Below are 13,577 nucleotides of genomic sequence, written 5' to 3'. Positions count from 1 at the left end.
TATGAACACAAAAATGAAAACAATTTTATTCGGGTTAATCTTAATGATTACTCTCTTATTGCCTGGCGGTGCTACCGCCCAGGGAATGCCTACGTATGACAATACCAATTTTATCAGTTTGGTAAAGCAGCTCGTAGAGTCTGGAAAGCAGACCGCTCAGATGATAAAGTCCGTACAGTTTTTGGAAGATGCAAAAGAAAGCATTGAGAAAGTATCAAGTGTGGTACAACAGCTAAAGGCTGTTGAGGAAATTGCACAAAGCAATCAACAGCTCATCACTATAATGCAAAGCGATTTACAGGATATTTTAAACTCGCCCTACATCAAATCAGAAGAAGTCATCCAGATTGCTTCATCTTTTGATGCCATAGTACAAAACTCATTGGACACCGTTGACTTTATGGGTGAAATTCTATCAAGCGATAATCTAAAAATGTCTGATGCTGAACGTGCTGAAATGCTAGAGGCAAAAGAACTAGAATCGAAACAAATGGTTTCCAATATCGAGACAAAAACGAAACGCTACAGGGATCTCATTTCTTTTAGAAAAATGCAGGATAAAGTCAATAACCGTGAAACAGATTACTAATGAGTTTTGGGCTTGAATATATAGATGCAGTCTTTCAAACGATAAAGGCAAGTGACTTTTCGCAATACACCATTGCTGGAATGAAAACGCTCGCCGTACTCCTCTTTTTGGTCAATATCCTGAAAAAATATAATGAAGGGGTTGCTGCTAAGGATGGCCATACTTGGGGATTGAGCCCAGGGGAATTGGCTAAGAACTTCGTCGTTGTTCTTCTGGTCATTTTTTCGACACAAGTTTTGGGCTTTTTTGATAGTCTCTTGGTTTCCATTGAAGGGCAATATCGGGGTACAGCACCTGCGTTATTACCTTTGCAAATGCAGGACATCCCTATTGAAGAGGACGTAAGTCTTTTTGATGCCGCCAGTGCAGCAATGACACTGTTGTATGAAGCCTTGGTCACACCACTTTACGGGTTTAAAATACTTGCATTTATCATTAGCCTTTTCCTCTGGATTTTGGATTTGTTCCTCTACCCGTTATTTCTTGCAGAACGCTATTTTTTATTGGGCATCATGCAAGCCTTTTTTCCATTGGTTATGAGTCTCGCGGTTTTTGAAAAATTCCGCTCGCTTGCCTACACATTTTTCAAATTGTATGCTGCGGTCTATATGCTGGTACCCGCTTTCTTTTTGGTCAATGTATTTGTAAATGCCCTCTATACTGAAATCAATACGAACTTCTGGACAAACCTATTCGGAACAGATGTTGGTCAGGGCTTCTTTGCACCTGTCGTGCAGCTTGGGTCGGTCGGTTTTATTGTTTTTTTAAAATTTAAATTATATAAACGTGCCACCTCGTTTACGCTCAGATTGTTTACTGCCTAAAGCAACTTAAAAATAGCACTATGAAAACACCCTATAAGAATATATACGCAGTCTTAAATTTGAACAGGTTTATTGTACTGGCAGTTGTCCTTTTTGCAATGCTATCCAGCACCTTTTCACTTTTTATGGCATTTACCACCAATAAAAATGCACTCAATAGTGCTTTTGCCATCAATACCGATGGCAGTATTATTCCGTTGAAGCTCGTTACACAAAAAGAAAATTTTAAGGTAGAAGCTTTGGCGCATTTAGAACTGTTCCACAAGTATTTCTATAACATTGATGCCAGTAATTATGAACGTAATCTGGAAAAGGCCCTTTGGTTGGGTAATAGTTCTGTGGACAATCTTTACCGTCAGAAAAAGGCGGATGGTGTCTATAACCGATTGCTACAATACTCACTAGTTCAGAAGGTGATCAGCATAGACTCACAAATCGAAGAACAACAGGATTCCTATGCCTTTAAAACGGTTACCGTCTTTGAAATCAATAGAGGTTCAATAATAGACACCTACGAACTTATTTCTAGTGGAAACCTAATTCCAGTTGATAGAAATTTCCCAAACAATCCACACGGATTGTTGATTACAAACTATTTCGAGAACACCTTAAAAAAATTAAACGATGAAAATTGAGCCGATAATCGGCATTTAAAAACCACGATTATGAAAGTAAAAAAAAACAAAATTGTCTTTGCAGCGGTATTGGTCGTGATTCTTCTATTCCTGATATCCTATGCCACGATGGTTATGGGCGATGACGAAAGTGAAAATGAAAACCTTGAACAAACCCTAGTTCCAGATTTGGAACAAAACCAAAAAGAGTATGATTCTAAACTGGATGCTCTTAATGACCTAAAAGAAGTGCGTGAAAATAATGCACCCAGCATCTACGATGAAAAACTGATTGATTCCTTGGGCTTTTACGACCCAGACCTACCCGAACAAGAAAAAGAACGCATTGTAGATAGTATTTATGAGGCTGGTAAAATTCAATATGCAGCTAGACCATACCAAAACATTGGACAAAGGAAAGTCGCTCAAAACAAAACGAAACAAAGTGAGGCCGCCGCTATTAAAAGAGCACAAAAAATTGAAGCCAAAGAATTAGGGCTAGAACATCAATTATTCTTTGCAGCTTCTCCTAAACCCAATGCCATTTCGAGTATGGGTAGTCCAGATGATAGTATCGCTGTCATCGTTGATGGCACCCAAATCGTAACGGCAAATACGAGATTGAGAATGCGCCTTACTAATCCGGTAATGATCAATGGTACGCTGCTGCCAAAGAATACACCTGTTTTTGGCTTTATTAGCTTTCAGCCCAATCGTGCGCTGATTGAAATTGAAAATATCAAGCATCATCCTACTAAGCTCAAAGCATTCGATTTGCAAGATGGTAGCGAAGGTATTTATGTCGAGAACAACTTTAGAGCGGAAGCAACCACCGAAGTTTTGGATGACGTTATTGGTGATATCAATATTCCTAGTGTACCACAAATAAGCGGAATTACACAAGTATTTCGGCGTTCTAACCGAAACGTAAAAGTGACCGTGCTAAACAACTACAGATTAACCCTAAAAGCCGATAATCGGCCATAATTAAAAGATTCTATTATGAAAACTTATATTATTAGTGCAGCTCTTATTGTTTGTTTCGCATGCGCGAAAGCAAATGCACAAACTACGCACGTACTCGATACGATTTATGCCAACGACACCAAAAACGTAGCGCTGTTTTTTCCAGAACCCATACGACAAGGGATAACCGGTTCGGATAATTTTGTCTTTACTTATAATCGTGAAAAAGAGCAGTATTTTGGATTGCTTCAGGCAACCCCTGGAAGGGAAAGTAACCTATTGGTAATCAACAGAAATGGCTTAGTTTTTTCCTATATTATAAGGTATAAAAAGCAGCTATCAAAGCTCAATTATTTCATCCCAGTATCAACCAGTATTGGAAATGAAAAGCCCATTGTCATCGATTCGATTCAAGCTAAATCTTCTGAAAAAAGTATTGCGAATAGAATGCGCTATTATAGAAAATTCTGTTCTTATCTTTTGAACAGTAACCAACGTATAGGTTCGATTAAAAAGCGAAGTCAAGATATTGTTTTGAGGGTTGAGAATATTGTTTTTGACAAAGAAGAGCTCTACTTCGTTATCCAGGTTAAGAATAATTCTACGTTGGATTACGATTTGAATTTCTTGAACCTTTCGATTGAAACAAGACAGAAAGGGAAAAAGAAATCTTTACAGCGTTTAGATCAAAAACCTATATACAAACACCAGCTGCCTTCAAAAATTGCAGAAGGTGAAATGATGCGATTCGTTTACGTATTGCCCAAGTTTTCATTAGCCAACGACCGTAGGGTACTTTTAGAAGTGAACGAGAAAGATGGCGAACGAAATATTATACTGAAAATATCACACAGCTTTATCAATAATCCAAATTAATACTATAATGTTTGACTCCGCATAGGATCTGTATCGCAATAATCCATCACCTTAAATTTTTAAGAACCTTCTACAATAAAATCACCCCACAAAAGTCATAGTGCTACCAAACATTCCTCTGGTGGAAAAATGAAAAACTGGTACTGCATTTACTTTTAATTTTTTCTACTCTGTGCTTTGGTTCCAGTGTAGTTGGTTACCATCGTTTGTACCGTTTTTTATACTATCTTATCAGCATCCAATGGGACTCTAAATTTAGGGCTGTCACTTTTTTCTAATTTTTTTAAGGTCTTACTGTGTTGTTTATTCCCATATTCCATTCGATCCTGTTAAAATAACAGGTTGCTTATCGGTTACTAAGATTGTATGTTCGTGTTGTGTTACATAACCTCCTTTATTGCCTACCAAGGTCCAACCATCTTTCAATTCTACCGCATTATTTGATTTTGTAGAAATAAATGTTTCTATGGCAACAGTGGTATTCTTTTTAAACCTTTTGCGGTTGGTTCTTACTCTATAATTTAAAATATTTTCAGGTTCTTCATGTAAACTTCTACCAACCCCATGACCTGCTAAATTTTTAATAACAGTATAGCCTGATTTCTTTGCCTCAGTTTCAATTAAGTAACCAACATCAGAAATTTTTACCCCTCCTTTTATACTACCAATGGCTTTTTTTAAAATTTCTTTGGAGGCGTTTACTAAAGGTTGATGATTATGTAAATCTTCCCCTATTACGAAAGAACCTCCATTGTCCGACCAAAACCCATTTAGTTCGGCAGAAACATCAATATTTATCAAATCTCCTTCATGTATTATTTTAGTTTCAGAAGGAATTCCGTGAGCTACCTCTTTATTTAAACAGATGCAAGTATATCCAGGAAAACCATACGTTTCGTAGGGAGCAGATTTCGCTCCAAAACTTTCTAAAATTTTACCACCATATTCATCTAACTCTTTAGTAGACATACCCACTTTAGCATACTCTCTCATTAGCTTTAGTGTTGTTCCAACAACTTTACTAATTTCTTTCATTCCGATTAATTCTGACTCTTTGGTTATTGACATATTTTTCTTAAAATAGATTTAAAAATTGTTACTTAAAAATTACAACAAGGAATATTGAGTAGGACTTAAATACACACCAAATATAATATTTTGTTCAATCTTTCAATTAAAAGATTGCCTGAATTCCTTAGGAGAAAAATTTGTTTTTGATTTGAATAACTTGCTAAACGATTGTGGGTATTCAAAACCAAGCTGAAAAGCAATCTCACCAACTGAAAGTTCCGTATTTGAAAGCCGTAGCTTTGCCTTTTCAATTAATTTATTATGGATATGCTGCTGTGCATTTAAGCCTGTGAAGGAGCGCAGCATGTCACTCAAATAACCAGGTGTAATATGAAGGCAGTTGGCTAAATAATTTACTGATGGCAGCCCAATTTCTAAGGGCTTTTGTTCATTAAAATAGGCTTCTAGTATCTCATCTACGTTTTGAAGCATGGTAATATTCACCTCCTTACGTGTTAAAAATTGTCGCTTGTAGAATCGGTTTGCATAATTTAGCAATAAATCGATTTGAGAGACAACCACATCCTGACTGAACTCATCTATCCTACTATCTAGTTCATCTTCTATAATCCTAAATACAGATAGTATAATTTCCTTTTCTTTATCAGACAGGTGCAGTGCCTCATTGACAGCATATGAAAAATAATTGTACTGTTTGATTTTTTTACTTAATGGATAGTTTAATAGAAAATCAGGGTCAATCAATAAGGTTATTTGTAGATTGTTGTCCTGGTTTTCGTTTGTACTATTTTGTTCTTTTAAATGACCTATGATTTGATTTGGTGCCGCAAATAGCATACCGCCTTCATTAAAATCAAAATGAGTTTGTCCATACCTAATAGTGCCACCCATACGAGGTCTGAACGAAATTTTGTAAAAATTTAAAATATGATTTTGGGTCGGTGTTTTGACCTCTATAGAATTATCTATTCCATTTATCAGTGTAATTAGCGGATGTTTAGGTCCCGGTAGCCCCAGAGTATGTAATGCTTCCGATAGTGATTTGAACTGTCTTGGTCTGGAATTATTTTTTTTCATTGTAAATCTTTATATAACAATATATTAATTGGGGGTCAGTTAAATGCTAACTTATTAAGTAGTGATATGATTCGTTTTTTCAGCATTCCTATCTGCTTTTCTAAATACAAGAAAACTGATGATTCCGAGTGATAAAAACAATATCGAATAAAGCTTGAAGCCGCCAGAGTAATCAAAATTACGAATTATTGGTTGAGATAGTATCGGGGATATAAATTGACCAACGAATAGCGCGGTAGTGATCATTCCTGAAGCAAAACCGTGTCTTTTTGAGGGTGCTATATCCAAGGCAATACTGAAAAAAATCGGTGTAATCAATCCCGTTGCAGCACCTATGAAAAATGTAGAAGCGAAAACAAGAAATAGGTTACTGCTGGCCAATGAAAGCCCTATAAAGCCTAACGCAAAGATAGCGAATCCTGAAGCAAATGTTATGGCACGTCCAAAACGTTTACGAACAGCACTGTACATTAATGAAACTGTACCACCTGCAAGGAGAACAAACGCCAACAAGGCTGCAGCTGTAGAAGGCTCTGGATACCCAATTTTTACAAGATAAAAAGGAAGGCGTGTAGGTATAATATAAAAACCTGCTAAACTTAAAGTGCATATAAAGGCAATACTTACTAATGTGAGCACCCAGTTTTTTGAAACATGAGAATCTTCATGAATTTTAGGCTTTTCTATTTTAACTATGTTAGTTGATTTATCCGACCGTTTTTTTACTGTTTTAAAAAATGCCAAGTATATGACAGGCACATACAGTAGTGCTATTAAATAAATGGCGAATGGATAGAATGGGTTTTTATTTGCCAACCAGCCAGCAATGATAATAAAAATCAAACCACTAAAATTAGTAGCAGAAATCTGGACACCCATAAATTTATCTCTTGCTTGACCTTTAAAATATTCTCCAATCAATGCCGTTTGAGCTGTCATCATCAAGGCTATACTTATCCCTAAAAAAAAGCGACTCACCAAAATTGATTCTAATGAACCCAACCACAAACCAGCACTACCCATACTAGCGAACATCACTACCCCTATCATTAATTGTAGTCTCCGATTAAATTTATCGGCCATGACACCAATTAACAGCGCGGAAATAGCTACCATTAATGAAGGTGCTGTAATCAAAAACGGCACAGTAAAATCAAGATTAGCTTGACCTTGGAAAGCTTTTTGAATACCAGGTAAGGATGGGCTAATAAGCGTATTTGATAATATGGTCAGTGATGCTGCCAACAACAAAGCCACCGCCTGTAAATTACGGAATATGGAAAACATACTTTTTCTACCTTTCATAAATACTTAACCTTGAACTGCATTTGAAACGGACTCCCATGCCTCCCATTCTTTTATCCGTGCTGCAAAGGCATTTTTTACTTCTGGTAAACTTTTAGTACCAAGAAATAATCTCAATGGTGGTTCTTCAACATCCACGACCTTTAAAATTGCTTTAGGTGTTGCTTTTGGATTGCCGCGTTCCTGGGTTTTCAACCTTTCCATAATTTGATTTTTCAAATTATCGTAAACTTCTAATTTATTCGCGAATTTTAAGGATTCAAGGGTCCCAAATTCAGTAGCATAAGCCCCAGGTTCAATTATGGTTACTTTTATTCCAAACTGTTTCACTTCAGCCGCAAGACTTTCATGGATTGCCTCAAAAGCCCATTTTGAAGAGCAGTAAAAACCTATTATAGGATATGTCACAAAACCTAAACTGCTAGAGGTGCCTATAATGTGACCATGACCTTGCGCTCTTAGTAATGGCAATGCTGCTTGAATTACGGAAACAGCTCCCAATATATTAGTTTCATAGAGCTCACGAATTTTAGCTATACTCGCCTCTTCTATGGTGCCTACTAAAGAATAACCCGCATTATTAAAAACCACATCCAACCTTCCAAAATGTTTGTAGGCCTCTTCGATTGCTGCCTTTGCTTCAATAGGTTTGGTCACATCCAACTTAAGAAGTAGTACGTGTTCTCCATATTTTTCTTTCAAATCAGCAATACTTTCTAAGCTACGGGCAGTTGCTGCCACTTTATCACCACGTTCCAATGCTGCTTCTGTCCAAATACGACCAAACCCACGTGAAGTTCCTGTAATAAACCATACTTTCTCTGATTTCTTTTTCATCATAAACCTTTTAAATTAAACATGGTACAAAATTCAGAAGATTGAGTTTTGCATTTGTAGCCTAATTGAGGATGGTTGTATCCGAATTGGATTTTTTGCTGAAAGTACTATTGAATTAAGTGTAGGTTATCATCTAACGAATGGCAAATTGGTTTTTGATTTTTAGTGAAGTACATATTCATGAAAATCAAGTCACCTTTACTTTAGCAAGAAATAGCAATAAAATATAACTTCTTTGTTATATGCCGTTTTTATTCCGCTTGCCCAATTTCCAGTTTATAAAACTTTCCGTTTTCATTGCTATGAAATTTGAAATAAGTTTTGAAATCCCCCCAAGTATCGCTGTGAAGTTTGCCATAAACACTCAAACTATTGTCTTCAATTTTATCAATACTTGTGAAATATTCGTTACCAATTGCTTTAGTGCTAAATTTTAGAAAATTTCTAGGGTTTCCATCATCATACAAAGTAGCATCCTTTGTAAATAGAAAAAACCATTTTTCTGAATCTGCTTTTTGCCAAGTTTCAATTGCGTGTCTTACATTGGCATTGGTGATTTCATCATAATTTATATTTTTCATTTCTGTATGCTCGTGATTTCCTATTTGTCCGCAAGCAATGAAATTACTTGCGGATAGTATTAGGATTAAAAGTTTTGTTATCTTCATAAGTAATTATTGTGTAGCACCTCCGTTAAGTAATAAATGTTGTCCGTTTACAAAAGAAGCCATATCACTTGCAAAAAACTCAGCTACATTTGCTACATCTTCAACTGCTGCCAGTCTTTTCATAGGGCAACTATCTATTAATGATTTTCTTAACTCTGGATAACTGTTTTCTTCTGCAAAAATTCCTGAATGGTCTACTGCAAAAGGGATGATTGAATTTACGGTAACACCTCTATGACCAATTTCTTTAGACAAAACATCTACCATATATTTTGGTGTCGTTTTACTGCCTCCGTAAATAGCCATTCCAGCGACAGGAAAAACGGTTGTACTAGAAGCGATATAAATAATGCGACCATTATCTTCAATCTGTTTCGCTGCCTGTTGCATTGTAAAATAAGCTCCTTTGGTATTAATTGAAAATAATTTATCAAACTGTTCTTCAGTAAAATCAATTACTGGTGTTTCCACCATTTCAATACCTGCATTGGCGATAACAATATCTATCTTCCCGAAAGCTTTCTTAGCTTCTGAAAAGAGATGCTTAATATCTGCAACCTTACTAACATCTGCTTGTACAGAAAAAACACGAGCTCCCATTGCTTTTATGTTTTCTTCAACTTCATCTGCAGATGCTTTGTCTCTCGAGTAATTTAATACAATATCTGCACCTAAAGCAGCATATCGTTCTGCTATTGCTTTTCCAAGTCCTCTACCAGAACCAGTTATTATAGCAACTCTATTTTTTAAACTATTCATATTTTAATTTTTATGTTCTTTTGAAATTATACTTGTTATGGTATCATTTATAAAGGCAAAAGAGATACCTGCTACTATTGGAATGAATAGGCTTAATATTGGTTTAGGTTCTATATGTGGATGAACGCCAAAGAAAATAATGAGTCCAATAAACCAAGCAATAATATTGCTAAACCATTTAATTTTTGATAAGTATGTTAGTGATGTAATCAATAAAAATACGGCTAAAGAAAAGCCAATAGCTCCAAGATATTTACTAAATATTCCACCAAATATTTGAATTATTACACCCATTAATATCCCTGCAGTTATCGGTATTAATGCATACAATGCAGACCTTAATGATTTACCAAATAGATAATAACTTACCCAAGCTATAAATAAAACCCAAGTAGGCCAATGCAATGAAAATGATGTAAAAACAGCAAGCGCACCACAAGCACCCATTGTTATTGCTTTTAGAAATTCTTTCATAATGTTTTTGCTTTTTAGTTATGCCATTCCTCCATTTGCACCTATGCTTTGTGCAGAAATCCATTTGGATTCATCACTTGCTAAGAACACAACTATTTTAGCAATGTCTTCTGGTGTTCCTAATCGATTGAAGGCATTAGTACCTGCTAGTTTAGCAATTACTTCATCGGGTTTTCCTTTTAAAAACAATTCGGTACTTGTTGGTCCAGGCAACACACAGTTTACATTAATGCCTCTGCTGCCTATTTCTTTGGCAAATACTTTACTTATTTGTTCTACCGCAGCTTTAGTAGCAGAATAGATGCCATACGTTGGAAAAATTGTTCGTGTAACCGTAGATGAAAAATTGATGATGCTTCCATGGTCTGCTAACTTGGTTGAAGCTTCTCGAAGTGTATTGAATACTCCTTTTACATTAACGTTCATTTGTTTCTCAAACAAGTCATCCGCGGCATCTTTAATGGAAGAATTAAGCATTAACCCAGCATTGTTCACTAGAATGTCAATTTTACCGAAATGTGCTATTGTTGCATCGAACAAACGTGCTACATCTTCAGGTTTGCTAACATCCGCTTGTACAGCAATGGCTTCACCACCTTTTGTTATAATTGCATGAACAACTTCTTCCGCTTTTTCTTTACTTCCGTTGTAATTTATCACAACTTTAGCTCCTGATTTTCCGAATTGTTGTACTATTTCGGCACCTATTCCTCTCGATGAGCCTGTTACTAAGGCTACTTTATTGTTTAATATTTTCATTTGACTCTATATTTAATATTTATAGTGCAAATGTATTGGGAGCTTTAATGTGTATTGTTGCAAGAAATACAGTATTGATTGCAAATTTTAAAGAGAGGACTATAATTTTCTGAATTGATTTGGCGACATACCAACTTGTTTTTTGAAGTAATTACTGAAATGTGCTGTTTCCGAAAAACTTAGTTTATGGGCAATCTCTTTGATAGAAAGCGATTTATTTTGCAAAAGTGTCTTTGCTTCAATAATTGTTTTTTGAGTTATCCAGTCCGAAATAGTTTTGCCAGTTTTCGTTTTTATTACATTGCTTAAATAATTAGGATGCAGGTTTTGTGCATCTGCATAATCCTGCACTCTAAAAACAACATCAATAATACCTCTATTCAAATCCCGATAGTGTTTTTCAAGTTGAAGTTTAAATGACTTTACAATTTGAGAACTTCTATTTCCTTCGTAGATAGGATTATAATTTTGCCAAAAATAAGCCTTAATTTTATAAAGCAATACAGCTAATAAGTGGCCAATAATTTGATGCTTTTCTATAGAATCTTCTTGATACTCTTTTTCAATTTGAAGGTATATTTCTTCTGTGGTTTTAAAAAAATCATCAGCTGCAACTTTTGGACTTAAAGTTTCTGTCAATAAGAAAGGGAATGAACTGAATATATCTTTTCCTACATACTTTTTTAAGAAAGTTTCGTCAAAGGTTATTAGATAAGCTTCTTCTAGTTCATCCCAATGAAATGTTCTATGATTACTCGGATTTGTAAAATAGATAGAATGGGTCTCGAAATTAAATGTATGTTCATCAATGGAATATTTTCCTTTTCCACTTTTTACAAAAAGGAGAGAGAAATAATTAGGTCGAAAAGAAGGTGACTGATATGGTAATTCAAAAGCAATATCTTTTAGATTATTTATAGTAAATCCTTTAATTGGTTGAATCCAATCAATACGAAGATTTAATTTTTCATATAATTCAAATAAAGAATTTGATTCAGGCTTTTTACTCTTCATTTATCTGTAGTATTTATTTTAAATGGCGTATAGTGGCTTATATGACAAGTTACGGGTTAAACTTTTTTTTTGATTTGGAACGGATGTTGGCAATACCTTGTGGACTCAGACATAGTCTAATCCACCGTAATTTGATGTTATACATCTTACATTTAATTTTTTTTGGTTCTCTTACCACTTGAAAGCCCCAGCCATCAATTCTATTTCTGCGTTTTTAATTCTTATTTTCTTTGCGATACTTTTCCATTCTTTAATTACAGGCAACACTTCATTTAAAATGGTTTTCATTTCTTTTTCGCTTAGCCTGAAATATTCGCCAACACTTTTAGCTAAATCAAAGTTTAAAGCATTATCGTCCATATCTATATTTAAAGACAAACCATCTTTTTCTATCGAGGGATTTAAATCATAGGCAGGCGATAGAATCCAACCCTTTTCAGTTAAAATAAATCCGTGATTTCGTAGATGGTCATCCGTATTTGAAATAGCGATATTAAACACCATTCTTCGCCATAGTTGGTGTAAATTAGCTTCAACATCTGCTCCATAATTCTCAATAAATTCAACAATTTCTAAATAACTAGGTGTTGTATCTCTGATGGTATCTTCTGTATTTCCGGTCATTGTCATAGCCGAGGCAAAGTGAATGCGTTTGCCATTATCCCTATCAAATCGTTTGGTCAGGAATGTATGGTAGTGACCGCTTACGTTTTCTATTTTAGAATCTGCCATATCTATTCCCGCAGCAATGGCTAATTGATAGGCTAAAAATTCCCAAGCAGCTTTATCTACAACATCCATTTTAGAAGGAAATTTGGCTATCCACAAGTTCTTCTGGGCATCAAGTATATTCGCTTTTGGTCGTGCACCTCCTAGAGACGAACCAGGTGCAATCAAAACTGCTATCCATTTTCTAATAGCATCACTTTGTTCATCATTTTCTAACTGATTTACGGCTTCTTGAAGTTCGCCAAGTGATGACCAAGGTGGTGTTGGACTCTGTGCATCGTTATCTAAGAAAGCACCATCCAAATCCGTTTTAAAACGTAATGCCCCCATTCTGCTTTCATCAAAAACTCCAAGCAGATAATCTATTTCATATAACGTGTCTGCTTTTTCATTTTTTGCCCTGGCCTCTTGAGCAGCTCTACGTTTCATTAAAGTCCTACCCCAAGTGTCTGGCATACTATCTAAAAAGATTCCAAAATTCTCTTTATTTGCAGGGTATTGCGGGCCTGAATAAAATTCTATATCTGGATCTAGTAATCGTTGTGCATCGGTCTTTAACCAATCTTTGTCATATTCAAAACTGAACGCCTTTTTACCCTTGGCAAAATGCGCAGAAAGAATCCCAATGAGCGTAGCAGATTCTAAACCAATCCAATCGGCAAAAACATATATATCAAATTTTCCTCCAGCCATATTTTTTATAATAAATCAAGGTCTTGCAATTTTCTTCCGAATTCATCATCCACAGCCAATTTTAGAAAATCATCTTGAAGGTTAAGCACTCTAAAAACATTAAAATACAATCCAATAGCAACTGCAGCGTCCCCTTTTTCTATGCGATAAAGGGTAGCCCTGTGAATACCGGCACGTTCAGAAACTTGTTCTGTCGTTAACTTTCTTCGCTTTCTTGCTAGCTTTATATTCTCCCCTATCTGTTCAAAAACTTTTTGATATTTTGGAAGAAGAATAGTTTTCTTAGAATTCATTTTGTTGCTTATTTACGACAAATATATCAATTTTGTTACAAATAAGCGACGTAAATAGAATTACTTGA

16 protein-coding genes are annotated in these 13,577 nt (G+C 35.4%); 5 read left to right on the top strand and 11 right to left on the bottom strand.

The window, feature by feature from the left end; all coding sequences use genetic code 11:
- Position 1 precedes the first annotated feature (1 nt).
- Genes KO500_RS16920 through KO500_RS16900 form a run of 5 tightly spaced genes read left to right on the top strand, consistent with a single transcriptional unit; the run spans position 2 to position 3,869 of the window.
- Positions 2-589, top strand: a complete 588-nt coding sequence (locus KO500_RS16920; protein WP_215957743.1) for a conjugal transfer protein — start codon at positions 2-4, stop codon at positions 587-589.
- Positions 589-1,413, top strand: a complete 825-nt coding sequence (locus KO500_RS16915; RefSeq protein WP_215957742.1) for a hypothetical protein — start codon at positions 589-591, stop codon at positions 1,411-1,413. Before KO500_RS16920 ends, KO500_RS16915 begins: the two co-directional genes overlap by 1 nt.
- Positions 1,414-1,433: 20 nt before the next feature.
- The gene (locus KO500_RS16910) at positions 1,434-2,048 is read left to right on the top strand and encodes a conjugal transfer protein TraK (protein WP_215957741.1); all 615 of its coding nucleotides are present in this window, start codon (positions 1,434-1,436) and stop codon (positions 2,046-2,048) included.
- A gap of 30 nt (positions 2,049-2,078) precedes the next feature.
- A complete protein-coding gene (gene traM / locus KO500_RS16905; RefSeq protein ID WP_215957740.1) occupies positions 2,079-3,014 on the top strand; it encodes a conjugative transposon protein TraM in 936 nt (311 codons plus the stop codon).
- 15 nt (positions 3,015-3,029) lie between these two features.
- Positions 3,030-3,869 carry a DUF4138 domain-containing protein gene (locus KO500_RS16900; protein ID WP_215957739.1) on the top strand — a complete coding sequence of 280 codons (840 nt, stop codon included), beginning with the start codon at positions 3,030-3,032 and terminating at the stop codon, positions 3,867-3,869.
- Positions 3,870-4,172: 303 nt separating this feature from the next.
- On the opposite strand, the gene map is transcribed toward KO500_RS16900, so the two are convergent.
- The 11 genes from map to KO500_RS16845 all read right to left on the bottom strand — a co-directional run bounded on the left by map (position 4,173) and on the right by KO500_RS16845 (position 13,509).
- A complete protein-coding gene (gene map, locus KO500_RS16895; protein ID WP_215957738.1) occupies positions 4,173-4,937 on the bottom strand; it encodes a type I methionyl aminopeptidase in 765 nt (254 codons plus the stop codon).
- A 102-nt stretch (positions 4,938-5,039) separates the two neighbouring features.
- Positions 5,040-5,978, bottom strand: coding sequence for a helix-turn-helix domain-containing protein (locus tag KO500_RS16890; protein ID WP_215957737.1), 939 nt, complete (start codon positions 5,976-5,978; stop codon positions 5,040-5,042).
- Positions 5,979-6,032: 54 nt separating this feature from the next.
- Positions 6,033-7,283, bottom strand: a complete 1,251-nt coding sequence (locus KO500_RS16885; RefSeq protein WP_215957736.1) for an MFS transporter — start codon at positions 7,281-7,283, stop codon at positions 6,033-6,035.
- A gap of 6 nt (positions 7,284-7,289) precedes the next feature.
- On the bottom strand, positions 7,290-8,120 hold the full coding sequence (locus tag KO500_RS16880; protein ID WP_252732610.1) for an SDR family NAD(P)-dependent oxidoreductase: 831 nt from the start codon (positions 8,118-8,120) through the stop codon (positions 7,290-7,292).
- A 251-nt stretch (positions 8,121-8,371) separates the two neighbouring features.
- On the bottom strand, positions 8,372-8,788 hold the full coding sequence (locus tag KO500_RS16875; protein WP_215957734.1) for a hypothetical protein: 417 nt from the start codon (positions 8,786-8,788) through the stop codon (positions 8,372-8,374).
- 6 nt (positions 8,789-8,794) lie between these two features.
- Complete coding sequence (locus KO500_RS16870) at positions 8,795-9,547, bottom strand: SDR family oxidoreductase (protein WP_215957733.1); 753 nt, start codon at positions 9,545-9,547, stop codon at positions 8,795-8,797.
- Positions 9,548-9,550: 3 nt separating this feature from the next.
- The gene (locus KO500_RS16865; protein WP_215957732.1) at positions 9,551-10,021 is read right to left on the bottom strand and encodes a DUF1097 domain-containing protein; all 471 of its coding nucleotides are present in this window, start codon (positions 10,019-10,021) and stop codon (positions 9,551-9,553) included.
- An 18-nt stretch (positions 10,022-10,039) separates the two neighbouring features.
- Positions 10,040-10,780, bottom strand: coding sequence for an SDR family oxidoreductase (locus KO500_RS16860; RefSeq protein WP_215957731.1), 741 nt, complete (start codon positions 10,778-10,780; stop codon positions 10,040-10,042).
- Positions 10,781-10,879: 99 nt separating this feature from the next.
- On the bottom strand, positions 10,880-11,794 hold the full coding sequence (locus tag KO500_RS16855; RefSeq protein WP_215957730.1) for a helix-turn-helix domain-containing protein: 915 nt from the start codon (positions 11,792-11,794) through the stop codon (positions 10,880-10,882).
- A 171-nt stretch (positions 11,795-11,965) separates the two neighbouring features.
- The gene (locus KO500_RS16850) at positions 11,966-13,216 is read right to left on the bottom strand and encodes a type II toxin-antitoxin system HipA family toxin (protein ID WP_215957729.1); all 1,251 of its coding nucleotides are present in this window, start codon (positions 13,214-13,216) and stop codon (positions 11,966-11,968) included.
- Between the two features lie 5 nt (positions 13,217-13,221).
- Positions 13,222-13,509, bottom strand: a complete 288-nt coding sequence (locus KO500_RS16845) for a helix-turn-helix domain-containing protein (RefSeq protein WP_215957728.1) — start codon at positions 13,507-13,509, stop codon at positions 13,222-13,224.
- Positions 13,510-13,577 lie beyond the last annotated feature (68 nt).

This window comes from Cellulophaga baltica (genome assembly GCF_018861125.1).
GTDB lineage: Bacteria > Bacteroidota > Bacteroidia > Flavobacteriales > Flavobacteriaceae > Cellulophaga > Cellulophaga baltica_A.
Note: the sequence above shows the minus strand (reverse complement) of the source record. Positions and strands in the feature narration are given on the sequence as shown.